The sequence below is a fragment of the Devosia riboflavina genome (genome assembly GCF_000743575.1).
GTDB lineage: Bacteria > Pseudomonadota > Alphaproteobacteria > Rhizobiales > Devosiaceae > Devosia > Devosia riboflavina.
This window is the reverse complement of the sequence record NZ_JQGC01000033.1, coordinates 16,791-39,905: the sequence shown is the minus strand read 5'-3', so window position 1 is coordinate 39,905 and position 23,115 is coordinate 16,791. Positions and strand designations below refer to the sequence as shown.

The following is a 23,115-nucleotide window of genomic DNA, read 5'->3' as shown; positions in this document are numbered from 1 at the left end:
TGGGTATCGGCAGCGCTTGGCTCAAGGGTGTATTCGCCTTGCGGCGAAATTTCGATTGGGCGGTGAAATTGTTGGGGCGATCGCGGGTTGCGGTTCGCCCCAAATGGGCCTCAGCCCCGCAAGCCGAGTACGCGGTCGTGCTCGGAGACGCGTTGGGTCTGGACGGGCCAGAGCGAATAGTCCTCGGCGCCGAGATAGCGCTGGGCGTGGACCGGCCAATTGGGATCGTTGAGGGCACCGCGGGCGAGGGCGATGAAATCGGCGTCGCCATTGGCTATGATCGATTCGGCGGCGTCGACATCGCCGAGGAGGCCAACCGCCATGGTTGGAATGTCGGCGCCTTGCTTCACGGCGCGGGCGAATGGCACCTGGTAGGAGGCAGCATAGGCGATGCGGCCCTGAGCAAAGCCGCTGCTTGAACAATCGACGGCGTCGACGCCACGAGCCTTGAGTTCGCGGGCGAGCACGACGCTGTCCTCGACGGTCCAGCCGCCTTCGGCATTGTCGCTGACGGAAATGCGGACCAGCAGGGGCTTTTGCGCGGGCCAGACGGCGCGGACAGCTTCGGTCACTTCCAAGAGGAGCCGCATGCGGTTCTCTCTGGAGCCGCCATATTCGTCGGTGCGGTGATTAGCGAGCGGGGAGAGGAATTCGTTGAGCAGGTAGCCGTGGGCGGCGTGGATTTCGATAGTGTCGAAACCGGCCTTTTCGGCGCGCTGGGTGGCACTGACGAAACCGTCGATGACGCGCTGGATGCCGGCCTTGTCGAGCGCGAGAGGCACCTGAAAATTGGGATTGGCGGGATCGTGCGATTCCGCCGAGGGGGCGACGGGCTGCCAATGCTCATAACCGGCGGCGCGGCGCTGTTCTTCGGTTTGCAGGGTTTCGGGGCCGCGCCAAGCGACAGGCGTCGAAGCCTTGCGGCCGGCATGGGCGAGCTGGATGCCGGCGGCGGCACCCTGGCTATGGAGAAAATCGACGATGCGGGCGAGGGGAGCGATCTGTTCGTCCTTCCAGAGGCCGAGATCGCCATAAGTGATGCGTCCCTCGGGCACGACGCTGGTCGCTTCGAAAATGACGAGGCCGAAGCCGCCGATGCCGAAGCGCGACAGATGGGCGAAGTGCCAGTCATTGGCAAAGCCATCCACGGCCGAATATTGGCACATGGGGGCAACGACCGTCCGATTGCGCAGGGTGAGATCGCGCAGCGTGAAGGGGGACATGAGCGTCATGGAAGGTCTCTCGGAATAAACTGCCGGGGAGGGCGACGAGCGGATAGATGCATATTCCTGCATCCATCGGCAAGTACCGATAAAAGGATGCGCTCTTGCGTCCGGTGCATGTCACTGGCTAGTTACTTTGCGGTCAGGGAGGACAGAATGCCGATAACTCGTTCCCGCTTCAGCGAATTGCTGGGTTTTGAAGAACCGCCGATTTCGCTGGTATCGAGCGAAGAGGAGGGGCGGGGCGACTATGTGATTGAGCATCTGCGCCTGCAGATCGGCGATGAAGTCGTGCGCGGGATTTTGACGCGGCCGGCACAGGTCGACCGGCGCCTTCCGGCCATTCTCTATGGGCATTCGCATGGTGGCGGCTATGCCATCGGGGCGCGGGAACTGCTCGACGGGCGGGAATATCTGGTCGATCCGCTGGGACCGGTTTTTGCACGGGCAGGCTATGTAACGCTCGCTATCGACATGCCCATTTTCGGCGAGCGGGCAACGGTGAGCGAGAGTTTTGCCGCCAAGGCGCTGCTTTGGCACGGCAAGTCGCTCTTCGGGCAGATGGTTTGCGAGCATGCGGCGGCGCTGACTTATCTCGCCGGGCGTAGCGATGTCGATCCCAAGCGGATCGGGGCATTCGGGATTTCGATGGGCTGCACGCTGAGCTATTGGCTCGCGGCGCTGGATGACCGGATCGCGGCAGTGGCGCACCTTTGCTGTTTTGCCGATTTCCGCACCATGATCGAACTTGGGGCGCATGACGGGCACGGGATCTATCTCACCGTGCCGGGGCTGCTGCGCGAAGCGGATGGCGGGACGATTGCTGCCCTCGTGGCGCCTCGGCCGCAACTGATCTGCATCGGCGAGGCGGACAAGCTGACCCCGCCGCTGGCCGTCGAGCGGGCCTGGGCCGAATTGGCGCCGGCCTATGCGGGGATGGAGGAACGGCTGGAGCTGGTCAGCGAGCCGGGCGTGGGGCACCAGGAAACGCCGCGGATGCGCGAGGCTACGCTGGCGTTTTTCGAGAAGTGGCTGCGATAGAGTTGGTGGAGGGGACTGGATTCACACCCGGTCGCTCTCGCCGGGAATAAGCTCCATTGGCCAGATCCGCTGCACCATGCCGAGGGGATAGGCATCGGCATAGGCCGGCATGCTGGCGAGGAGGGATTCGCCAAGCGCGATGCCGAGATCGCGCAGGGACAGGCGGAAACAGGTGAGGCGGGGCGACATGAAGCGCGAAACCGGGTTTTCGCGGAAGCCGATAATGGCGAGGTCGCGGCCGGGCTGCAGGCCGGCTTCGGCCAATTGACGATAGATGCCAAGCGCGAGCAGCTCATAATTGAGGATGACGGCCGTCGGTCGGTCCTTCATCGACAGGATATCGTGGCCGAGCTGGTAGCCGCCGAGTTCTGACGAGGGCACGCGCATGATCAGCGAGGGATCGAGCGGCAGGCCATGGCGCTTGAGCGCGGCCTTGTAGCCATCAAGGAAAACGAAGCCGAGATTGATGTCATTGCTCGGCACGGCCGCGGCAATGCGGCTGTGGCCAGCGGCGACGAGACGGTCCACGCCGCGGCGGGCGACGCCGTCGAAATCGAGGTCGATCCAGGGATAATCGCCCGTGGTCATGGATCGGCCGAGGGCGACGAAGGGGATGCGCGCCTTGGTGAGCAGATCGATACGCGAATCCTTGCGATGCGTGGCCGAGATGATCAGGCCGTCGACGAGCCGTCGGCCGATCATGCGCTGGAGATAGGCGGAGGGGTCTTCGTCGGTTGGGCAGGGTAGGGCCACGAGGTCGAGATGGTGCCGGGTAAGCACCGATTGCACGCCATCGAAGACGCCCATGAAGAAGGTGTCGCTATTGCTGTTGATGTCGGCGCCGAGCTCGATCATGAAGCCGATGGCATTGGTATTGCCCTGGCGCAGGCTGCGGCCGGCCTGATTGGGCACATAGCCCATGGCAGCGGCTGCTTCGAGCACGCGGCGGCGCGTGTCTTCGCTGACATCGGTCCGGCCATTGAGCGCGCGGGAAACCGTGCCAATCGAAATATTCAAATCCTGCGCCAGGCGCCTGATGCCCTTCATCTATCCCCCAAAGATGCCGCAGCGGCGGCTCACTGTTGGCCGAAACAGCGAGCGATCTCAAGGCCCTGCCTGTCGCTTTGCCTGACGAAAAACAGGCCACGTTCAATTTTCTCAACAGGCACCAAAAACGTTTACGGAACCGTCTTGACACGGATTTCATCTCAATTGTAGCGTCGTAAACGTTTACGGTAACGAGACCCTTCAAGGCTGCTTCACAGAGACAGCCGGTCCGTTGCGGGGAGGGTTTTGGTGCAGTTTACGGCCGTTCTTGCGGGTTGCGGAGCCATGTCCAAAGGCTGGCTCAATGCCTTGACCGAGCACCCCTTGCTCAAGGGCCGGGTGCGGGTGGTTGGGCTGGTCGACCTCGATCCAAATATTGCCCAGGCGCGGGCGTCCGAGTTTTCGCTGAGCGATATTGTCATCGGCAGCGACCTCGACGCGGTGCTGGCTGAGACCAAGCCTGACCTGCTGTTCGACGTTGTGGTGCCCAGTGCGCGACCGGCCTTGGTGGCCACGGGGCTTGCCCATCGCTGTCATGTTCTTACTGAGAAGCCGATGGCGCCGACGCTGGAGAGCGCAGGTGCCATGGTGGAGCAGGCCAAGGCTGCCGGGCGGGTGCATGCCGTGGTGCAGAACCGGCGCTATGTGCCTGGTGTCAGGCGCATCCGGCAGTTGATCGAAAGCGGCGCGCTGGGGCAGGTGACCTCCATTAATTGCGATTTCTTCGTCGGCGCGCATTTCGGCGGGTTCCGCGAAGAGATGGAAAACGTGCTGCTGCTCGATATGGCGATCCATACGCTCGATGCGGCGCGGTTTATGGCCGGCACGGCGCCACGGGCCGTCTATTGCCTTGAAACCAATCCACCGGGCTCCTGGTATGCCCATGGCGCGGCGGCCAATGCGATCTTCGAATTCGAGGACGATATTGTCTTCAACTATCGCGGCAGTTGGAGCGCCGAAGGGGCGAATACGAGCTGGGAGGCTTCCTGGCGGATCGTGGGCACCAAGGGCACGCTGCTTTGGGACGGCTACGACAAGTTCGAAGCCCATCGGGTTGCTGGCACGGAAGGCTTTTTCCGGGCGCTGGAGCCGCTTGATGTTCCCGAAATGCCTGACCGCTCTAAGACCGAGGGGCATGCCAGCGTCATCGCTGATTTCCTCGATGCCATCGAGAGTGGTGCCCAGCCGGAGACGGCGGGCAGCGACAATATCAAGAGCTTGGCCATGGTCTTTGCTGCCATCGAGAGCGCCAAGCTCAAGCAACGTGTTTCTATTTCTGTCTAGGATTTTCGTTCAGTGACCAATCCCGCCAAATCCATTCGTATCGGCACCATGATCCAATCCACGGAGGGTAAGGCGCCGGAGAATATCGCTCGGATAGCTGATCTCGGCTTTGAGAGCTTTGAGCCGTTTTTCTGGCAGACGACTAGTGGGCAGGACCTGGCAGAACTCGGGAAGCGGTGTCGCGACGCGATCGGGGACCGGGACATCACGATCTCGACCATCGGCATGTTCGGCAACCCGCTGGAAACGCAGGAAAAGGACCTTCTTACCCTCGAAGGCTGGAAGCAGTGCATCGATAATGCGCACCATTTTGGCGCGACCTGCGTGGCTGGCTTTACCGGGCGTATTCGTAACCAGGTGCTGACGGATAGCCTGCCGCGCTACAAGGAAGTGTGGAGCGAGTTGGCCAAGCGTGCGGCGGACAAGGGTGTGAAGATCGCGTTCGAAAACTGCGCTATGGACGGCAACTGGCAGACCGGCGACTGGAACATTGCGCACAATCCCGACGCCTGGGAGCTGATGTTCAACGAGACGCCGGACGACAATATCGGGCTCGAATGGGAGCCGTGCCATCAGATGGTCTATCTGATCGAGCCCATCCCGCAGATCCGTAAATGGGCGCACAAATTCTTCCATGTGCACGGCAAGGACGCGACCATCCGCTGGGATGTCATTCGCGAGCACGGCGTTTTCGGCAAGGTGCCGTTCGTGTTCATGCGCACGCCGGGTTTTGGCGACACCAATTGGACCGATGTGATCTCGGAACTGCGGCTCGCCGGCTACCAGGGCTCGATCGATATCGAGGGCTGGCATGACCCGGTCTATCGCGGCGATCTCGAAATGAGCGGCCAGGTGCATGCGCTCAATTATCTCAAGGCGAGCCGGGGTGGCGATTTCATCCCGTCATAAATCATACTTAACTTGACGGAGCGGAAGAAAAGGTTTTCTCTGCACGAGAAAACGGTTTCTCAGAGGAGGTTTTCGTGAGCGCTGGGGGAGGTCGAGTCCGTATTTATGACGTGGCAAGCCGTGCCGGCGTGAGTGTTGCGACGGCCTCCAAGGCGCTCAACGATACCGGTCGAATGACCGAGGACACGCGGCAGCGCGTCAAGGCGGCGGCGACGGAACTGGGGTTTCGGCCCAATGCCATGGCGCGAGGGCTGATCCAGAAGCGCAGTTTTACGATTGGGCTTCTTACGAACGACACCTACGGGCGTTTTACGCTGCCGGTGATGGCGGGGATTTCGGAGGCGCTGGTCGATCAGGGCGTCTCGGTTTTCCTGTGCGGGATCGAGGATGACCCGGCGCTGGGGCGCGTGCATCTCGATGCCATGCTCGACAAGCAGGTGGATGGGATCATCGCGTCCGGAAAACGCATCGACCGGCGGTTGCCGGTGGATCTCAGCAATCTGCCGGTGCCGGTGGTCTATGCCTTTACCGAGGGGCATGAGGGTTCGGTGACGCTGGTTTCGGACGATTTTCAGGGTTCCGCCGAGGCGGTGGAGCACCTGATCGCGCTGGGGTGCAAGCGTATCGTGCATGTTACGGGTCCCGAAACTTTTGCCTCGGTCAAGGAGCGGACGAAGGCCTATCGGGCTGGCATTGGCGGGGACGGTGTAGTGCTTTACGGCGCCTGGTCCGAACACTGGGGGCATGAAGCGGTGGCGCAGCTCTGGCAACAGGGCGAGACGCCAGATGCCATTTTCTGCGGCAATGACCAGATCGCGCGTGGTGTCGTCGATGCTCTGCGCGAGCGTGGGGTGAAGGTGCCTGCGGATGTGTCGGTGGTCGGCTTCGACAATTGGGAAATTGTCGCGGGCCAGACGCGGCCGCCGCTGACTTCGGTCGACATGAATTTGAAGGCTCTCGGCCGCGAGGCCGGGCGGCTGGTGCTGGAGCTTGCCGAGGGCAAGCCGGTGGAGCCGGGCGTGCGGAAATTGCCATGCCAGCTCGTCATTCGAGAATCCTGCGGCGGTAACGCTGCGGTTACGGAAAGTCGCGGGGGTGTTGTCGCCGCCGTCGATTAGTCGCTGCCAAGGGGCAGGAGGGCTCCGTGCAGCATATTTGCGGCGATTGTGCCGCTCAGGGAGGAGAACCTGATGAAACTGAACGCATACGGACTGCTGGCTGCCGTGAGCCTTGGCGCAATGAGCCTGGCGACGCCGGCCTTTGCGCAGGTGACGCTGAAAATCTGGTCGATCGATGGGGTGGATCGCGTCGGTATCGCCGATACGTTCTCGAAGGAATTCGACGAGGCTAATGAGGATATCGTCGTCGAATACCGCGCCATTCCGTTCGACGATCTCGTCAACGAAACGCTGCGCGCTTTTGCGACGGGCAATGCGCCTGACATCGTGTCGTTCGATAATCCGGACTTTGCGCTGTTCTCGTCGCGCGGCGCCATGCTCGACATTACCGACCGGGTGGCCAACTCGAGCGTGATCAAGGCCGAGAACTATTTCCAGGGTCCGCTGAACTCGGTGTCGTGGGATGGCAAGCTGTTCGGCATTCCGAAATATACCGACACGATCGGCGTGTTCTACAACAAGGACCTCTTCGCCGAGGCAGGGATCACCGAGCCACCGAAGACCTGGGCGCAGTTGACTGAATATGCCGAAAAGCTGACCGATCCGGCAAATAACGTCTATGGCGCGACCTTCTCGGCCCGTGCGGGCGAAGAGGGCACATTCCAGTTCCTGCCGATCATCCAGATGTCGGGTGGTGGCTACGACAATGTGGCGACCGACGGCGCGGCCGAAGTGCTCGATCTGTGGAAGAAGATGGTCGACAATGGCTGGGCTTCCAAGGACGTTTTGAGCCTCGGCCAGTGGGATTCTACCGGCACGTTCAACTCGGGCAATGCCGCCATGGCGATCTCTGGCCCGTGGGAAGTTGACCGTATGGTCGAAGACGCCAAGTTCGACTGGGGCGTGGCGCTGCTGCCGACCATCACTGACGGCGGCGAGCGGTCTTCGGCTCTCGGTGGGTTCGACTGGGGTATCATGTCGACCACCAAGCATCCGGACGAAGCGTTCCGCGCGCTCGAATATTTTGCCAGCCAGGACAACCGGATTTTTGAAGAATTCGGCTCCATTCCGGCACGCAGCGATATCGAACTGCCGGTAACCGGCGTCGAGAAGAAGGATGCGGCGCTAAAAGTGTTCCTGGAACAGCTCCAGTATGCCCAGCCGCGCGGTCCGCATCCGGAATGGCAGAAGATCTCCAAGGCCATTTATGACGCCATGCAGCAGGCCCTGACCGGCCAGATGTCGTCCAAGGATGCGCTGGCCCAGGCCCAGACCACCATCAACGGCATTCTCGGGAAGTAGGACCCATCGGGTGGAGCTGCGTCTGCCGCACCCCCACCCTTGATCCCTCCCCACAAGGGGGAGGGAGACGATGGAACCGTGACGCCGAGGCGAGCGCCTCCCTCCCCCTTGTGGGGAGGGAATGAGGGTGGGGGTGATCATGGAAACTGGTCCCGCCGTTGGAGGTCTTATGCGACGATTTTTGGCTTCCCTGCGCGATGGCGTGGGTTTCGATATTCTGCTGGTGGGCGCGGCGATGGTTTTTCTCATCGCCATGGCTGGCCTGCCGCTGATCTACAACGTGCTCATGAGCTTTCAGCAGGTGGATATGTTCACCCTGGGCTCGCTGATCCGGCCATGGGCCGGCTTCCAGAACTATATCGATGTGGTGCGCGAGCCGGCATTCTGGCTGGTGGCGAAGAACACTTTTATCTTTGTCTTCTTCTCGATGGGCGGACAGTTCGTCATCGGCTTCGCGCTGGCGCTGTTCTTCGCGCAGAACTTTCCGGGTGCATCGACCATTCGCGGGCTGTTCCTTGTCTCGTGGGTGATGCCGGGCCTGGTGGTCGGCGCCATCTGGAGCTGGATTCTCGCCGGCGATTTCGGCGTGCTCAACACGATCCTCAAGGGCCTTGGGATCATCCAGTCGAATGTGTTCTGGAAGTCCGATCCGGCCTTTTCGATTTGGGCCGTGGTCATCGCCAATATCTGGCTGGGCCTCGCTTTCAACATGCTGCTGCTGTCGGTCGGGCTCGCCGCCATTCCGCGTGATCTCTACGAGGCCGCCGAACTGGATGGCGCCAATGCGCTGCAGCGCTTCTGGACGATCACGTTGCCGATGATGCGCTCGACCATTGGTGCGGTGCTCTCGCTGGGGCTGATTGGCACCTTGCAACAGTTCGACCTTTTCCCTGCAATCACCGAGGGCGGCCCGGCCAATACCTCGACGGTTGCCCAATACTGGTCCTGGCAGATGAGCTTTCAGCTTTACGACTTCGCCAAGGGCGCCACGATTTCCGTGATGATGCTAGTGCTCGTGCTGATCGCTTCGATCATCTATGTGCGCTCCACCCGCCATGAGGTGCGCGGATGACCCGGCCGTATGTTCCCTGGCTGCTCGTTGTCGTCGCTCTGGCGCTGGCCGCGGTCTATCTCTTCCCGCTCTACTGGATGTATGTCACGAGCTTCAAATCGGGCTCGGAGATCTTTGCCAATCCCCCCACCTTCTGGCCGCGTGAGATCGACCTTTCGATCTATCCCAATGTATGGACGCGGCGGACCATGCATGTGTTCCTCTGGAACTCGACGCTGATCGCGGCGGGCGTCACCGCCATTACCGTGATTTTCGGCACCGGCTGCGCCTATGTGCTGGCGCGTTACCGGAATGTCTGGCTGGATATCGGGCTGTTCTCGGTGCTGATGCTGCAGGTGCTGCCGGCTTCGGTGATGGTGACGCCACTCTTTGTCGCGTTCAATCAGTTCGGCTTGCTGAACTATCCGCGCACGGCGGTGGTGCTGGCGGCGGCGGCGAAGGCCATGCCGTTCTTCGTCGTCTTGGTGCGCGCCACCTTCATGACCGTGCCGCGTGAACTCGAAGAGGCGGCGCTGGTGGACGGCAATTCCCGAGTTGGGGCGTTCTTCTCCATCGTGCTGCCGCTGGCGCGGAATGGCATTTTGGTCTGCGCCATCCTCACCTTCATGAGCTCGTTCGGCGAGTACATCTATTCCAAGTCGATCATCCAGGCGCCCGCCTTGCAGCCGGCCAGCGTGGGTCTTTCGGGCTTCCTCGGACCCAATTCGACCGACTGGAACGCCATCATGGCCTATTCGGCGATCTATGTGACGCCGATCCTTGCCGTCTTCGTCCTGCTGCAGCGCCGCATCGTCTCCGGCCTCACCTCGGGAGCACTCAAATGACTGCCCAGATCGAACTGAAAAATATCGATAAGCATTATGGCGCTTTTCATGCGCTGAAAAAGGTCAGCCTTTCCATTGAGAAGGGGAGCTTTGTAGCGCTGGTTGGGCCTTCTGGCTGTGGCAAGTCTACACTGCTGCGCTCGATTGCCGGGCTCGAAACCATTACCTCGGGTGACCTTCATATTGCCGGGAAGGAGATGACGGGTGTGCCGCCGCGACACCGGGACATTGCCATGGTGTTTCAGAGCTATGCGCTCTATCCGCATATGACGGTGGAGGAAAACCTGACCTACTCGCTGCGTCTGCACGGCGTGGGGAAGGCGGAGGCAAAGGCCAAGGCGGCGGAAGTGGCGGCCACGACGGGGCTTTCGGCGCTGCTGTCGCGTTATCCGCGGCAGCTTTCGGGCGGGCAGCGGCAGCGTGTGGCCATGGGCCGGGCGATTATCCGCAATCCCAAGGCGTTTCTGTTCGACGAGCCGCTCAGCAATCTCGATGCGGCGCTGCGCGTGCAGATGCGCAAGGAAATCCGCGCGCTGCATGATCGGCTCGGGGCGACATCGGTCTATGTGACGCATGATCAGATCGAGGCCATGACCATGGCTGATTGGGTCGTGGTCATGCGGGATGGCGTCATCGAACAGCAGGGGCGGCCGCTCGACCTCTACGACCAGCCGGTCAATCGGTTCGTCGCCGGGTTCATCGGTTCGCCGGCGATGAATTTTGTCGACGGTGTCATTTCCGAAGATGGCCGCGGTGTTGTCGTGGGGGCGGGGGATCGCATTCCGCTGGCGCGGCAGGCTGAACCCAATCGCAAGGTGGTTGCCGGCGTGCGCCCTGAAAATCTGCGCGTGGCCGAGGGGGCGGCAAGCTTCCATTTCGAAGTTGGCAATGTGGAGTCGACCGGCTCGGCGACGTATCTGACCTCCAAGGATGGTGCCCTGCAACTGGTGCAGACGGAGCGGCTTGGCTTTTCGGTGGGGGACCGGGTGGGCCTCGATATCGATCCGGCGCTGGTGCACCTGTTCGATCCGCAGACCGGGGCAAGGATTTAGCAAACACTATCAGCCCCCACCGCGTGTCATCCCGGCGAAGGCCGGGATCCATCTTGAGATCTCAGGATGGGCCCCGGCCTTCGCCGGGGTGACAATCGGAGGTGGGGAGAGCCCAACTACGAAACTCTACAGCTTTGAAAGCGAAAAGGTTTTCTCATGTCTCGTTACGCTCCCGTTCCCTTTCCCGATGTGCGGCTTGAGGGAAAATTCTGGCATGAACGGCTCGAAACGGTGCTTGACCGAACCGTGCCCAGCCAGCACAAGAAACTGGGTGAATATGGCATTCTCGACTCGCTGAAGCTGCCCAATCCGCAGCCGCCGCTGCGCTTCCCGCGGCACAGCAACGGTTTTACCGTGCAGGTTTTCTGGGACAGCGACGTTGGCAAGTGGATCGAGGCGGCGAGCTATGCGCTGGCGCATCGGCGCGATGCCGACATCGAGGCCAAGATTGAGGCCGCCGTCGATGACCTTGAAAAGGCGCAGGCGCCGGATGGTTATCTCAATTGCTGGTATCTCGGGCATGAGCCGGAGAACCGCTGGACCAATCTGCGTGACAATCACGAGATGTATAATGCCGGGCACCTGCTCGAAGGCGCGATAGCCTATTTTCAAGTAACCGGTCGGCGACGGTTCCTGGATGTGATGGAGCGCTATCTCGACCACATCTATTCGACCTTCGGCACCGAACCGGGCAAGAAGCGTGGCTATGATGGGCACGAGGAAATCGAGCTGGCGCTGATGAAGCTCTACTACCTCACAGGGGAGAAGAAGCATCTCGACTTTGCCACCTATATGATCAACGAGCGGGGGCGGCCGAACCCGCATTATTTCGACATCGAGCGCGAGGCGCGCGAGGGCGGAGACAGCAAGCAGCGCTATGTCTTCGGCAATTACGAATATTCGCAGAGCCACAAGCCGGTGCGCGAGCAGGAGAAGGTGGTCGGGCACGCCGTGCGCGCCATGTATCTCTATACGGCCATGGCGGACCTCGCCGCAGAGCTGAACGATCCGGCGCTGAAGCGTGCCTGCGAGGTGCTTTGGGACGATGTGATGGAAACCAAGATGTATGTGACGGCGGGCCTTGGCCCCTCGGCGCATAACGAGGGTTTTACGCATGATTTCGACCTGCCCAACCAGACGGCTTATGCCGAGACGTGCGCCTCGGTGGCGCTGATCTTCTGGGCGCAGCGCATGCTGCATCTCGATCTTGATGGGAAATATGCGGACATTCTCGAACTCGCCATGTTCAATGGCGCGCTTTCGGGGTTGAGCCGCGATGGCGAGCACTATTTCTATGCCAATCCGCTCGAAAGCGACGGCACGCCGACGCGGTGGGATTGGCACACCTGCCCATGCTGCACGATGAATGTGTCGCGGCTGGTGGCTTCGGTTGGTGGCTACTTCGTCTCGACGTCGGACGACGGTGTGGCGTTCCATCTCTATGGCGGGATTGGCTCGACGGTCGAGATCGGTGGGCAGAAGGTCGCGCTCAAGGAAGTGTCTGATTATCCCTGGTCGGGTGACATCAGGATCTCGGTCGATCCGGAAGCGCCGGCGGTGTTCGATGTGAAGCTGCGTATTCCGGGCTGGTGCCATGGGGCGACGGTTTCGGTGAACGGGCAGAAGGTCGAGGCCAAGGCCGTGAACGGCTACGTCACGATCAACCGTACCTGGGCGAAGGGCGATACGATTGAGCTCGACCTGCCGATGCCGGCGGAGCGGCTCTATTCGCATCCGGGCGTGATCATGAATGCTGGGCGCGTGGCGCTGAAGCGTGGACCGCTGGTCTATTGCGTCGAGGAAGTGGACAATCCCGGCGGGCGCGTGCAGCGGCTGAAGATCAAGCGCGATGCGGCGCTGGAGGTGAAGACCGAGGCGGGGCTGTTCGATGGCGTTGTTACGCTGAAGGCGCCGGCAACGGCGATCGATGAGGGCGAGTGGTCGGGGCTTTATCGCACCAAACCGCCGGCAGAGCGCGAGGCGAACCTCACGGCTATTCCATACTATCTCTGGGCCAATCGCGGGCAGGGGAGCATGGTGGTCTGGATTCCCGAGGTGGTTTGAGCATTGGCGGCCCTCGTTGAGGGCCACCGTCTAGCTGCGATAATGCACCACCATCAGCGCCCTCGCTGGCGCGGTGGCTTCATTGACGATTTCGTGGGGCAAGTCGGCGCGGTAGCGCGCCGTCTCGCCATTTGCCAATTTCTGGCGATTGCCGCCGCTGATGACCGAGAGGCCGTCTGTCCAGGCGGTCAGGTGCTCGGTGGTGCCGGCCGAATGCGGGGAGCTGGCGAGGCTTTTGCCCGCGGCGATTTCCACTTCATACCATTCCACCTGGCTCGCAAGGTTCGGCGGGCTGAGGATGCGCAGGGTCCAGTCGCCCTTGGGTGAGCGGATTTCCGGGGTGTGGGCGAGACTCACGACCTCGATGGTTTCGGCCTGCTTTTGTGTGACGCCGCCGCCGACCAGTTCCGACAGATCGAGTTGCAGAGCCTGGGTGAGGCCCCAAAGAACGGCGAAGGTCGGATTGGCCTCGCCACGTTCGATCTGGGACAGCATGGATTTTGAAACCCCCGACCGGGCCGCAAGTTGTTCCAGCGTCAGGTGGCGGGCCTTGCGCTCGGCCTGAATGATGGGACCCAGTTGGGGCGCGGACTCGGTGCTCATACGAATTCCATTGTGACGGAATACAAAATCCAATATATCGGAATTTCCATTATAGCGGAGGATGCGGCGGTGGATAGCGGATTTCTGGATCATGTGACCTCGGTTCTGGCCGAGATCGAGGCGGCGGGCCTGCGCAAGGTGGAACGGGAGATTTCCGGGCCGCAGGGCGGTCGGATCGCCGTCGGCGGGCGCGAGATGCTGAACCTTTGCGCCAATAACTATCTTGGGCTTGCGAACCATCCAGATATTCGCCGCGCGGCGGCCGGGGCGCTGGATAGCCATGGGTTCGGCATGGCGTCGGTGCGGTTCATCTGCGGCACGCAGGATCTGCATCGCGAACTGGAGCAGCGGATCGCAAAGTATCTCGGGAAGGATGACGCGATCCTGTTCGCCGCGTGCTTCGACGCGAATGGGGCGCTGTTCGAAACCCTGCTGGGGGCAGAGGATGCAGTCATCTCCGACTCGCTCAACCATGCGTCGATTATCGACGGCGTGCGGCTGAGCAAGGCGAAGCGCTATCGTTATGACACCTCGGACATGGATGCGCTGGAAACTCAGCTCAAGCAGGCAGAGGCGGATGGCTGCCGCTTCAAGCTCATCATCACCGATGGCGTATTCTCCATGGATGGGCATGTCGCCAAGCTCAATGAAATCTGTGCGCTAGCCGAGCGGTTTGGGGCGCTGGTGGCGGTGGATGATTGCCATGCCACGGGGCATTTGGGCGAAAAGGGCAGGGGCACGCCGGCGCTGACGGGCGCGGGGAACGGTGTCGATATTGTTACGGGTACGCTGGGCAAGACGCTGGGCGGCTCCATGGGCGGCTTTATCGCGGCGGCACAGCCGATCATTGACCTGCTGCGGCAGCGGGCGCGGCCTTATCTCTTTTCCAACAGTCTCGCTCCGGCCGTGGCGGCGGGGTCGTTGAAGGCGATCGATATTGCCGAAGAGGCCGACGATCTGCGGGCGAAGCTGGCGGGGCATGCGGCGAAATTCCGCAAGGGGCTTAGCGAGGCTGGCTTTTCGCTGATCGATGGGCAGACGCCGATCATTCCGGTGATGCTGGGCGATGCGGTGCTGGCGCAGAACATGGCTAAGGAGCTGGATGCGCGGGGCGTCTATGTCGCCGGGTTCTTCTATCCGGTGGTGCCGCAGGGCAAGGCGCGTATTCGCACGCAGATGTCGGCGGCACTGACCGATGAGGATGTGGATTTCGCAATTGCGGCATTCGGCGATGCCGGCCGCGCGCTGGGAGTGATTTGATGAAGGCGCTGGTCAAGGCAAAGGCGGAACGCGGCATCTGGATGGAAGATCGTCCGGTGCCTGCAATTGGGCCCGATGACGTGCTGATCAAGGTCAAGAAGACCGGTATCTGCGGCACGGACGTGCATATCTACAATTGGGACGAATGGGCGAGCCGGACGGTGCCGGTGTCGATGATCACCGGGCATGAATATGCCGGGGAGATCGTCGCCGTTGGCGACAATGTGCGCGGGCTCAAGATTGGGCAGCGTGTGTCCGGCGAGGGCCATGTGGTCGGCGGCAATAGCCGCGCGGCGCGGGGCGGCAAGTATCATCTCGATCCCGATACCAAGGGGATCGGGGTCAATCTGCCGGGGGCGTTTGCCGAATTTGTGCGTATTCCGGCGTTCAACGTCGTGCCGCTGCCGGACAGTGTCGACGATGAAATCGGGGCCATTCTCGATCCACTCGGCAATGCGGTGCATACGGCGCTGTCGTTCGATATTGTCGGCGAGGATGTGCTTATCACCGGCGCCGGTCCCATCGGGATCATGGCTGGTGCCGTTGCGCGGCATGTCGGGGCGCGGCATGTGGTGATTACCGATATCAGCCCGCAGCGGCTGGAGCTGGCGGCGAAGGTCGCCGATGTGGTGCCGGTCAATGTGGCGCAGGAAGACCTTCGCGACGTCATGAACCGGTTGGGGATGCGCGAGGGTTTTGACGTCGGGCTCGAAATGAGCGGCGCGCCGGCGGCGCTCGACCAGATGATCGACCATATGGTTATGGGCGGGAAGATTGCGCTGCTCGGTATTCCGGCGCGTCCGTTCCCGTTTGACCTCGGCAAGATCGTGTTCCGCATGATCACGCTCAAGGGGATTTATGGGCGCGAAATGTTCGAGACCTGGCACAAGATGCTGGCCATGCTCGAAAGCGGGCTCGATGTGCGCGGGGTGATCACCGGGCGCAGACCGGCTGGCGACTATGCAGCGGCGTTCGAAGAGGCGGCGTCCGGGACGGGCGGGAAGATCGTGCTCGATTGGGAGAAGATCGCCTCGTAAGCCTCGAGGGGGCGCGCCGCGCCCCCTCCATTTAGTGGTTGTTCACCAAATCAGCCCAGACTCAATATCGCGCTTAGGTACTGCGTATGCGCTCCAATATTGATCGATAGGTGCGCCCGTGAACTTCCCTGTTGCTATGAGCCTCCTTTCAGCGACTACTCTCGCTATCCTCCTTGGTGTGCCCTTGGGGAGAGTATTCATGCGACGTCGTCGCCGCTGGTAGAGGCCTTTCACTTTCGGTAGGTTCATCACGACCGCCCCGCATCTGCTGCGGCGGTATCGGTAGGGACGCTAGGCGCTCGTCGCCCCGTCATCACCAAAATCCGCTCCAAATCCAAAAATCCCCCTTGCGCGGAACCGTACCGTACGGTACGCCTGCGGACGGAAATTGCCGAAAGCGTTCGGCTGTGGCTGTGCGGGGAACGACCAGTGCCTTTGCCCATCAAGATCAGTGAAGAGACCTTCACGCCTCGCCAGCAGGCGGTGCTGACGGCTGCGCTCGATCTCTTGGTCGAGAATGGCGACGGGTTGACCATGACGGCCGTGGCGCGGCGCGCTTCGTGTTCCAAGGAAACGCTTTACAAGTGGTTTGGCGATCGCGATGGGCTGCTCACTGCGACTGTGCAGTGGCAGGCAGCAAAAGTGCGCATGCCGCATGTGGACCGCAGCCATCTCAGCGCAAAAGTACTGCGCGAAAGCCTGGAGCAGTTTGCGCGTGACCTGCTGACCACCATCATTGGCGAAGTCTCGATCACGCTGAACCGCACCGCCATTACCCACGCTGCCCAGGAAAAGGACAGCCTGGGGAACATCGTGCTCGAAAACGGGCCGATGGCGATCCGGCGGCGACTAAAACCCATTCTGGAGGCGGCGCGCGATGCGCGACTCCTACGCTTCAATTCGAGCGAAGACGCTTATCGTATCTTTTTCGGCCTTGTTGTCCGCGATGTGCAGATCCGTCTGCTGCTCGGCGACAAGAGCCTGACCCAATCCAATGTCGAAGCCAATATCGAAGCCGATGTTAAGGCCGCGACGGATCAATTCCTGGCCCTTTATGGGGCCAAGGCCAATACCTGAAATTCGCTACTGAGGGGAGATTCCCATGCGCGTCTATTACGATCGTGATGCCGATATCAACATCATCAAGTCCCGCAAGGTTGCCATCATCGGCTACGGCTCGCAGGGCCACGCGCATGTGCTGAACCTGCGCGATTCCGGCGTGACCAATGTCGCCGTTGGCCTGCGTCCGGGCTCGCCGTCGGCCAAGAAGGCTGAGAGCGAAGGCCTGAAGGTCATGTCGGTCGCCGAGGCTTCTGCCTGGGCCGACGTCATCATGCTTCTTACGCCCGACGAACTGCAGGCCGATATCTACAAGAAGGACATCGAGCCCAATATTCGTGACGGCGCTGCCCTGGCATTTGCCCACGGCCTCAACGTGCACTTCAACCTGATCGAACCCAAGTCCACCGTCGACGTGATCATGATCGCGCCGAAGGGCCCGGGCCACACCGTTCGTGGCGAATACCAGAAGGGTGGCGGCGTGCCGTGCCTCATCGCCGTGCACCACGACGCTTCGGGCAATGCCCATGACATCGCTCTCGCTTACGCATCGGGCGTTGGCGGCGGCCGTTCGGGCGTTATCGAAACCAACTTCCGCGAAGAGTGCGAAACCGACCTCTTCGGCGAACAGGCAGTTCTGTGCGGCGGTCTCGTCGAGCTGATCCGCGCCGGCTTCGAAACGCTGGTGGAAGCCGGCTACGCGCCGGAAATGGCCTATTTCGAGTGTCTGCACGAAGTGAAGCTGATCGTCGACCTGATCTACCAGGGCGGCATCGCCAACATGAACTACTCGATCTCGAACACGGCCGAATGGGGCGAATACGTCACCGGTCCGCGCATCATCACCTCGGAAACCAAGGCCGAGATGAAGCGCGTGCTCCACGACATCCAGTCGGGCAAGTTCACTTCGGAATGGATGCAGGAAATCAAGTCAGGCGGCGCCCGCTTCAAGGCAACCCGTCGCCTCGCTGACGAGCACCCGATCGAAGAAGTCGGTGGCAAGCTGCGCGACATGATGCCCTGGATCAAGGCCGGCGCGCTGGTCGACAAGGCGAAGAACTAATCGCCATAATTGGTATCTAGAGACGGGGGCTTCGGCCCCCGTTTTCGTTTCTCCAGCGTCGAGAAGTCTTCCATGAGTATTAGTGTCCTTCCTATCAATGGCGTCGATATCCGTTTCGTGCCGGGGGCATGGCCGATGCCGGAGGAGTTGCGTGCGTCGGTGTCGGGGCGGTGGGCGGCGATGCTGGAGGCAAATCCGCATCTTTGGGATGGGAGAATCCTGGGTGTGTCGCCGCCGATCGTGAGCGCTGATGGCATTCTGCGCGCGGAAGCGCGGGAGGATGCGTTTTCGGCCTTTTTGACCTGGCGCGAGGCGGGGTTTCCAGAGATGGGGATCCGCAATCTTTTCGGTTCGGCGCTGGTGATCTCTGCCGACGGATTCCTAATCCTGGGCGTGATGGGCGAGGACACCGCCAATGCCGGACGGATCTATCCGCCGGGTGGCTCGCTTGAGCCGCGGGATGTGCTGGAGGATGGGCGGGTGGATGTCGCTCGATCGACGGAGATCGAGCTGACGGAAGAGACCGGGCTCGATGCGGCTGATGCGCGGATAGGCAATCTCGTTGCAGTGCTCGATGGGCCGCGCGTGTCTATCGGCCAGGCTTTCCATTTTGACGCGTCGGCCGAAGAATTGTTGGCGGAGATTCGCGCCAATCTTGACCGGCAGGAGCATCGCGAACTGGCCGATGTCGTGGCGCTCAAGCGCGCGTCCGATGCCGCGGGCAGGGGGCAGGTGATGGCCTATACAGCGGCGCTGCTAGATGTTTGGCAGGACGGCAAGATTTCGCTTTAGCACAGCCTCGCCGATGCAGTAGAACCAAGCTCGCCTGATGGAGGACAGCATGGCTTTGCCGGATTTTCCCGTTGAGGGTGGGTGTCAGTGCGGGCGTGCGCGCTACCGCCTCAATGCCTCGCCGCTTTCGGTCTATAATTGCCATTGCAAGGACTGCCAGCGCTTTTCGGGTGCCGGCTGGTCGATGTCGGTCATCGTTAGGAATGACGACTTCGAACTGCTGCAGGGCGAGATCGACCGCTATGATCGCACGGCCGATAGCGGCAATGTCGTTCGCATGAATTTTTGCGCCCATTGCCATGGCTGGCTCTGGAACGACCCGCCGGCTGGGACCATCAAGGTGGTGCGGGCCGGTACGCTGGACGATATCGACTGGGCCGCGCCAGTGGGAAATATCTGGACAGACAGCAAGGCTGCCTGGGCGCATATTGACCCGGCACAGGTCAATTTTCCCAAGGGCGCCGCCGACCGCACGCCGCTTTTCGACGCCTGGACCCGTTCGCATCAGGATTGAGTGACATGACCACCGAAGACGATATCGCCCTGGTAAAACGCCAGGAGCTGGAACTGGTTCTGCCGGCGCTGGATGAGGCTGTGGCTTTTGAGATCGGCTCGTCCATTCGAGCCCGTGCGCTTGAGGAGGGGCTTTCCCTCGTGGTCGATATCCGCACCTGGGATCGGCAACTGTTCTTCTCGGCGACACCGGGCACGAGTGCCGACAATGCCGAATGGGTGCGTCGCAAGATCAATTCCGTGCGCCGTTTTCAGCGCGCCAGCTATCGGCTGGTGCTCGAGCGGGGCGAAGTGCCGTTCTCGCCGCAATCGGGCGCCGATGTGGCGGATTATGTCATTGCTGGCGGCGGCTTTCCGCTACGTGTGCCGGGCGCCGGGATCATTGGTTCGCTGACCATTTCGGGCCTGCCGGGCCGCAAGGATCATGGCGTGGCCGTCGACGCGCTCTGCGATCATCTTGGCCGTAATCGTGCCGATTTTGCCCTGCCCGAGGCCTGAAAGATGAAGCTCGATTATCTGCTGCTCGACGTGTTTACGCGCGAGCGTCTGCAGGGCAATCAGCTCGCCGTTGTGTTGAAGGCCGACGGCTTGCTCGACAATGAGATGCAGGCCATTGCGCGTGAATTCAATCTCAGCGAGACGGTGTTTCTGACCAAGCCGCAGAGCGAGCGTAATGCTGCCGGGGTGCGCATTTTTACCCCGCATCAGGAACTGCCCTTTGCCGGGCACCCGACTGTTGGCGCCGCCGTCGTGCTCGGGCTGCAGAATGATCGCAGTGCGGTGCGGATGGAAGAAAAGATCGGTCTCGTCACCGCACTGTTCGAAAAGGCCGACAAGCGCTCGGGCGAGGCCCGCTTTGCGCTGCCGCGCCTGCCGACCAAGGTGGCTGACCTGACCGATAAGCTGGGTATTGCCCAGGCGCTCGGCATTGAGGTCGAGGAAATTGGCTGCGATGTGTTCACGCCGGCGGTCTATACGGCCGGGGTGACGTTTCACCTCATTCCTGTTCGCGATGCGGGCGTGTTGAAGCGCGCGAAGCCGAACATGGCGATGTTCGAAGACATCTTCTTCCACGATCACAACTCGGCCTATGTATTCACGCTGACGCCGGAAGAGCCGGAAAACGATATTGCCGCGCGTATGTTCGGCGTGGGCGAAGATCCCGGCACAGGTTCGGCCGCCGCGGCGCTGATCGGGCTGCTTTCCGACAAGGCGGATTTCGGGACCGGGCAGGGAGATTTCTCGCTGCGCCAGGGCAAGGAAATGGGCCGGCTGTGCCGAATCTCCTTGCAATTACGCAAGGAGAATGAGGTGCTGACGCATGGGGCTATTGGCGGGCATGCGGTGATCGTGGGCGAGGGGGTGCTGGATCTGGGGTAGGGCGCGCTCGTCGGTATGACTTCGGAAACCAATGCGGCGCCGATCTCGATAAAATCATATCAATCCCGCGTTGCAGGCTTGCACGATGCGGCGAATTCGATCATGCTGGCTTCAAATTAGAGAGTTTTCTCCATGCAGCGCCGCCGCGCCAAAGCCATAGCAATCGCACAGACTCAGGAGCGCAACCGCGCCTTGATGATTGCTGCTGGCTTGCTGCTGCTTCCGGCCGCGCTTCTTCTCCTTCTTATCAGCCCCTGATCACCGGCAGCTCGGATTAGCGAGCGGGTCGTCAGGGGATATCGCCATAAACCGAACATCGAAACATGTCCGGTCCAGCGAGCCATTGCCTCGGGGCCGATAGGAAAGTGCCTGAAATGACCTCTACTGCTTCCAACAGCAACAAAGAACGCGTCTTCATCTTCGACACCACGCTGCGTGACGGCGAGCAATCGCCCGGCGCGACCATGACGCTGGAAGAAAAGCTGCAGGTTGCCGACGCGCTCGACGAAATGGGCGTCGATATCATCGAAGCCGGTTTCCCGATTGCTTCCAATGGCGACTTCGAGGCCGTCGTTGCCGTCGCCAAGCAGGTGAAGAATGCGACCGTGGCTGGTTTGGCCCGCGCCATCACCGCGGATATCGACCGGGCAGGCGAGGCGGTTCGCCACGCTCGCAAGGGCCGCATCCACACTTTCGTTTCGACCTCGCCGATCCATCTGGCCCACCAGATGAAGAAGACCGAGGACGAGGTGATCGAGATCATCGCCCGCACGGTGGCGCAGGCGCGCAATCTGGTCGATGACGTCGAATGGTCGGCTATGGACGCGACCCGCACGCCGCTCGAATTTCTGAAGCGCTGCGTCGATACTGCCATCAAGGCCGGCGCGACGACGATCAACCTGCCCGATACGGTGGGCTATGCGGTGCCGGAAGAGCACTTCCGCATGTTCAAGACCATCATCGAAAGCGTGCCGAATGCTGACAAGGCGATTTTCTCGGTACACTGCCACGACGACTTGGGCATGGCCGTCGCCAATTCGCTGGCCGGTGTGGCCGGTGGTGCGCGGCAGATCGAATGCACCATCAATGGTCTGGGCGAACGCGCCGGCAATGCCGCGCTGGAAGAAGTGGTAATGGCGCTGCGGACCCGCGGCGATGCCATGCCGTTCTTCACCGAGATCGAGACGACCCAGCTCTCGCGCGCCAGCCGCATCGTATCGGCCGCGTCGAATTTCCCGGTGCAGTACAACAAGGCCATCGTGGGCAAGAATGCTTTCGCGCATGAAAGCGGCATCCATCAGGATGGCATGCTCAAGAATGCCGAGACCTATGAAATCATGACCCCGGCCAGCGTCGGCATCAAGGAAACCACCTTGGTGATGGGCAAGCATTCGGGCCGCGCCGCCTTCAAGGATAAGCTCAAGGAACTGGGCTACGAGCTGGGCGACAATGCCTTCCAGGAAGCGTTCCAGCGCTTCAAGGACCTGGCTGACCGCAAGAAGCACGTCTATGACGCCGATATCATCGCGCTGGTGGACGACGAAGTCGGCTCCGTCGGCGACCGGATCAAGCTGGTCGACATGGAAGTCGTTTCGAAGACCGGCGGCGTGCACAAGTGTAACCTGGTGGTGACGATTGATGGCGTCGAGACCACTGTCTCCTATGAGGGAACGGGGTCGGTCGATGCGATCTTCAACGCCATCAAGGAAGCTTCGGGGCAGGATCCACATCTGGTGCTCTATGCCGTCGATGGCGTGACCGGCGGCACCGACGCGCAGGCTTCGGCCCATGTGCGTCTCGAAATGAATGGCCGGATTGCCTCGGGCAATGCGGCGGAGCCCGACACCCTGGTGGCCTCGGCTCGTGCCTATCTCAATGCGCTCAACCGCGTGATGATCGAACGTGGCGCCTCGGCGCAGGGCGCGCTGGCCGGCTAAACTCGCCGTCCTGATTGCAAGCTCGATGCCGCCCCGGTGCTTCTGGGCGGCACGGCCGAGGGGAAGGGCGTGCGATGGGCTATGAGCTAGTTAGAGTTGTCGATCCGGCGGATTGGGCTGATTTTCACGCCATTCGCCGGGTCGAGCTGTTCGAAGCGCGGGGGCGCTTCGGTATTTACGATGAGAACCACCCGCTCGATCGTGCTGAGTTCGCTCATCCGTTTCTGCTGAAACGGAATGGGCAGGCGCTGGGTACGGTGCGACTCGATTTGTTCGGAGGCGGCCGGGCTGCGGTCCGGCTTGTGGCGATCACGGCTTCGGAGCAAAAGCGAGGACATGGGCGGGTCATGGAAGCGTTGGTGACCGAAGAGGCGCGTGTGCTTGGTGTTCACACTCTGCTCGTCAATGCCGTCGAGACCGCGTTGGGCTTTTACGAAAAGACGGGTTGGGAACCGTTCGAATGGGACCCCAGCGAGCTCGTGAACAGTCCGCTGTCTTGCATCCAAATGAGGAAGCTGCTCTAGCCTGTTCCGAC

General features: G+C 61.4%; 23 protein-coding genes. 20 read left to right on the top strand and 3 right to left on the bottom strand.

Features of this window, described 5'->3' with window-relative positions; translation table 11 throughout:
• Window positions 1-110: 110 nt before the first annotated feature.
• Window positions 111-1,232: an NADH:flavin oxidoreductase/NADH oxidase gene (locus JP75_RS22680; RefSeq protein WP_035087172.1), complete on the bottom strand. Its 1,122-nt coding sequence runs from the start codon at window positions 1,230-1,232 to the stop codon at window positions 111-113.
• A gap of 147 nt (window positions 1,233-1,379) precedes the next feature.
• Here JP75_RS22680 and JP75_RS22675 point away from each other — a divergent pair, with 147 nt between their 5' ends.
• Window positions 1,380-2,264 carry an alpha/beta hydrolase family protein gene (locus tag JP75_RS22675; protein WP_035087171.1) on the top strand — a complete coding sequence of 295 codons (885 nt, stop codon included), beginning with the start codon at window positions 1,380-1,382 and terminating at the stop codon, window positions 2,262-2,264.
• Window positions 2,265-2,285: 21 nt separating this feature from the next.
• On the opposite strand, the gene JP75_RS22670 is transcribed toward JP75_RS22675, so the two are convergent.
• The gene (locus tag JP75_RS22670) at window positions 2,286-3,311 is read right to left on the bottom strand and encodes a LacI family DNA-binding transcriptional regulator (RefSeq protein WP_035087170.1); all 1,026 of its coding nucleotides are present in this window, start codon (window positions 3,309-3,311) and stop codon (window positions 2,286-2,288) included.
• Between the two features lie 246 nt (window positions 3,312-3,557).
• On the opposite strand from JP75_RS22670, the gene JP75_RS22665 reads away from it, so the two are divergent.
• The 8 genes from JP75_RS22665 (at window position 3,558) to JP75_RS22630 (ending at window position 12,936) form a co-directional block, all read left to right on the top strand.
• A complete protein-coding gene (locus JP75_RS22665) occupies window positions 3,558-4,595 on the top strand; it encodes a Gfo/Idh/MocA family protein (protein WP_084587884.1) in 1,038 nt (345 codons plus the stop codon).
• A gap of 12 nt (window positions 4,596-4,607) precedes the next feature.
• Window positions 4,608-5,504 carry a sugar phosphate isomerase/epimerase family protein gene (locus tag JP75_RS22660; RefSeq protein WP_035087167.1) on the top strand — a complete coding sequence of 299 codons (897 nt, stop codon included), beginning with the start codon at window positions 4,608-4,610 and terminating at the stop codon, window positions 5,502-5,504.
• A 74-nt stretch (window positions 5,505-5,578) separates the two neighbouring features.
• Window positions 5,579-6,622, top strand: coding sequence for a LacI family DNA-binding transcriptional regulator (locus JP75_RS22655; protein ID WP_084587883.1), 1,044 nt, complete (start codon window positions 5,579-5,581; stop codon window positions 6,620-6,622).
• 72 nt (window positions 6,623-6,694) lie between these two features.
• Window positions 6,695-7,924 carry an ABC transporter substrate-binding protein gene (locus tag JP75_RS22650; protein WP_035087163.1) on the top strand — a complete coding sequence of 410 codons (1,230 nt, stop codon included), beginning with the start codon at window positions 6,695-6,697 and terminating at the stop codon, window positions 7,922-7,924.
• Between the two features lie 169 nt (window positions 7,925-8,093).
• A complete protein-coding gene (locus JP75_RS22645) occupies window positions 8,094-8,996 on the top strand; it encodes a carbohydrate ABC transporter permease (protein ID WP_035087162.1) in 903 nt (300 codons plus the stop codon).
• Window positions 8,993-9,820, top strand: a complete 828-nt coding sequence (locus JP75_RS22640) for a carbohydrate ABC transporter permease (RefSeq protein WP_035087160.1) — start codon at window positions 8,993-8,995, stop codon at window positions 9,818-9,820. The genes JP75_RS22645 and JP75_RS22640 overlap by 4 nt, the downstream gene beginning before the upstream one ends.
• The gene (locus JP75_RS22635; protein ID WP_035087158.1) at window positions 9,817-10,872 is read left to right on the top strand and encodes an ABC transporter ATP-binding protein; all 1,056 of its coding nucleotides are present in this window, start codon (window positions 9,817-9,819) and stop codon (window positions 10,870-10,872) included. The genes JP75_RS22640 and JP75_RS22635 overlap by 4 nt, the downstream gene beginning before the upstream one ends.
• 156 nt (window positions 10,873-11,028) lie before the next feature.
• Window positions 11,029-12,936: a glycoside hydrolase family 127 protein gene (locus JP75_RS22630; RefSeq protein ID WP_035087156.1), complete on the top strand. Its 1,908-nt coding sequence runs from the start codon at window positions 11,029-11,031 to the stop codon at window positions 12,934-12,936.
• Between the two features lie 30 nt (window positions 12,937-12,966).
• Here the strand turns inward: JP75_RS22630 and JP75_RS22625 are convergent, their stop codons facing one another.
• Window positions 12,967-13,539, bottom strand: a complete 573-nt coding sequence (locus JP75_RS22625; RefSeq protein ID WP_035087155.1) for a helix-turn-helix domain-containing protein — start codon at window positions 13,537-13,539, stop codon at window positions 12,967-12,969.
• Between the two features lie 69 nt (window positions 13,540-13,608).
• On the opposite strand from JP75_RS22625, the gene JP75_RS22620 reads away from it, so the two are divergent.
• The 11 genes from JP75_RS22620 to JP75_RS22575 all read left to right on the top strand — a co-directional run bounded on the left by JP75_RS22620 (window position 13,609) and on the right by JP75_RS22575 (window position 23,104).
• Window positions 13,609-14,799, top strand: coding sequence for a glycine C-acetyltransferase (locus JP75_RS22620; RefSeq protein ID WP_035087369.1), 1,191 nt, complete (start codon window positions 13,609-13,611; stop codon window positions 14,797-14,799).
• The gene (gene tdh, locus JP75_RS22615) at window positions 14,799-15,836 is read left to right on the top strand and encodes an L-threonine 3-dehydrogenase (RefSeq protein WP_035087153.1); all 1,038 of its coding nucleotides are present in this window, start codon (window positions 14,799-14,801) and stop codon (window positions 15,834-15,836) included. The genes JP75_RS22620 and tdh overlap by 1 nt, the downstream gene beginning before the upstream one ends.
• Window positions 15,837-16,265: 429 nt before the next feature.
• Entirely contained in the window at window positions 16,266-16,913 is a 648-nt protein-coding gene (locus tag JP75_RS22610) for a TetR/AcrR family transcriptional regulator (protein ID WP_051961222.1), read from the top strand.
• Window positions 16,914-16,938: 25 nt separating this feature from the next.
• Window positions 16,939-17,958: a ketol-acid reductoisomerase gene (ilvC, locus tag JP75_RS22605; RefSeq protein ID WP_035087152.1), complete on the top strand. Its 1,020-nt coding sequence runs from the start codon at window positions 16,939-16,941 to the stop codon at window positions 17,956-17,958.
• 72 nt (window positions 17,959-18,030) lie between these two features.
• Window positions 18,031-18,750 carry a hypothetical protein gene (locus JP75_RS22600; RefSeq protein ID WP_152565957.1) on the top strand — a complete coding sequence of 240 codons (720 nt, stop codon included), beginning with the start codon at window positions 18,031-18,033 and terminating at the stop codon, window positions 18,748-18,750.
• A gap of 49 nt (window positions 18,751-18,799) precedes the next feature.
• Window positions 18,800-19,264: a GFA family protein gene (locus JP75_RS22595; protein WP_051961218.1), complete on the top strand. Its 465-nt coding sequence runs from the start codon at window positions 18,800-18,802 to the stop codon at window positions 19,262-19,264.
• 5 nt (window positions 19,265-19,269) lie between these two features.
• On the top strand, window positions 19,270-19,761 hold the full coding sequence (locus tag JP75_RS22590) for a heme-degrading domain-containing protein (protein WP_035087150.1): 492 nt from the start codon (window positions 19,270-19,272) through the stop codon (window positions 19,759-19,761).
• A gap of 3 nt (window positions 19,762-19,764) precedes the next feature.
• Window positions 19,765-20,643 carry a PhzF family phenazine biosynthesis protein gene (locus JP75_RS22585; protein WP_035087148.1) on the top strand — a complete coding sequence of 293 codons (879 nt, stop codon included), beginning with the start codon at window positions 19,765-19,767 and terminating at the stop codon, window positions 20,641-20,643.
• A 132-nt stretch (window positions 20,644-20,775) separates the two neighbouring features.
• The gene (locus JP75_RS27260) at window positions 20,776-20,901 is read left to right on the top strand and encodes a hypothetical protein (protein WP_280114010.1); all 126 of its coding nucleotides are present in this window, start codon (window positions 20,776-20,778) and stop codon (window positions 20,899-20,901) included.
• 116 nt (window positions 20,902-21,017) lie between these two features.
• On the top strand, window positions 21,018-22,580 hold the full coding sequence (locus tag JP75_RS22580) for a 2-isopropylmalate synthase (RefSeq protein WP_035087147.1): 1,563 nt from the start codon (window positions 21,018-21,020) through the stop codon (window positions 22,578-22,580).
• 74 nt (window positions 22,581-22,654) lie between these two features.
• The gene (locus JP75_RS22575; protein ID WP_035087145.1) at window positions 22,655-23,104 is read left to right on the top strand and encodes a GNAT family N-acetyltransferase; all 450 of its coding nucleotides are present in this window, start codon (window positions 22,655-22,657) and stop codon (window positions 23,102-23,104) included.
• The last annotated feature ends 11 nt before the right edge of the window (window positions 23,105-23,115 follow it).

Bases quoted from the DNA above. Each gene is read 5' to 3' on its own strand.
- JP75_RS22650 (WP_035087163.1), top strand. From the start codon at position 6,695: ATGAAACTGAACGCATACGGACTGCTGGCTGCCGTGAGCCTTGGCGCA.
- JP75_RS22595 (WP_051961218.1), top strand. From the start codon at position 18,800: ATGGCTTTGCCGGATTTTCCCGTTGAGGGTGGGTGTCAGTGCGGGCGT.
- JP75_RS22670 (WP_035087170.1), bottom strand. From the start codon at position 3,311: ATGAAGGGCATCAGGCGCCTGGCGCAGGATTTGAATATTTCGATTGGC.
- JP75_RS22575 (WP_035087145.1), top strand. From the start codon at position 22,655: ATGGGCTATGAGCTAGTTAGAGTTGTCGATCCGGCGGATTGGGCTGAT.
- JP75_RS22640 (WP_035087160.1), top strand. From the start codon at position 8,993: ATGACCCGGCCGTATGTTCCCTGGCTGCTCGTTGTCGTCGCTCTGGCG.
- JP75_RS22580 (WP_035087147.1), top strand. From the start codon at position 21,018: ATGACCTCTACTGCTTCCAACAGCAACAAAGAACGCGTCTTCATCTTC.
- JP75_RS22590 (WP_035087150.1), top strand. From the start codon at position 19,270: ATGACCACCGAAGACGATATCGCCCTGGTAAAACGCCAGGAGCTGGAA.
- tdh (WP_035087153.1), top strand. From the start codon at position 14,799: ATGAAGGCGCTGGTCAAGGCAAAGGCGGAACGCGGCATCTGGATGGAA.
- JP75_RS22585 (WP_035087148.1), top strand. From the start codon at position 19,765: ATGAAGCTCGATTATCTGCTGCTCGACGTGTTTACGCGCGAGCGTCTG.
- JP75_RS27260 (WP_280114010.1), top strand. From the start codon at position 20,776: ATGCAGCGCCGCCGCGCCAAAGCCATAGCAATCGCACAGACTCAGGAG.
- JP75_RS22630 (WP_035087156.1), top strand. From the start codon at position 11,029: ATGTCTCGTTACGCTCCCGTTCCCTTTCCCGATGTGCGGCTTGAGGGA.
- JP75_RS22635 (WP_035087158.1), top strand. From the start codon at position 9,817: ATGACTGCCCAGATCGAACTGAAAAATATCGATAAGCATTATGGCGCT.
- JP75_RS22600 (WP_152565957.1), top strand. From the start codon at position 18,031: ATGAGTATTAGTGTCCTTCCTATCAATGGCGTCGATATCCGTTTCGTG.
- JP75_RS22645 (WP_035087162.1), top strand. From the start codon at position 8,094: ATGCGACGATTTTTGGCTTCCCTGCGCGATGGCGTGGGTTTCGATATT.
- JP75_RS22680 (WP_035087172.1), bottom strand. From the start codon at position 1,232: ATGACGCTCATGTCCCCCTTCACGCTGCGCGATCTCACCCTGCGCAAT.
- JP75_RS22675 (WP_035087171.1), top strand. From the start codon at position 1,380: ATGCCGATAACTCGTTCCCGCTTCAGCGAATTGCTGGGTTTTGAAGAA.
- ilvC (WP_035087152.1), top strand. From the start codon at position 16,939: ATGCGCGTCTATTACGATCGTGATGCCGATATCAACATCATCAAGTCC.
- JP75_RS22625 (WP_035087155.1), bottom strand. From the start codon at position 13,539: ATGAGCACCGAGTCCGCGCCCCAACTGGGTCCCATCATTCAGGCCGAG.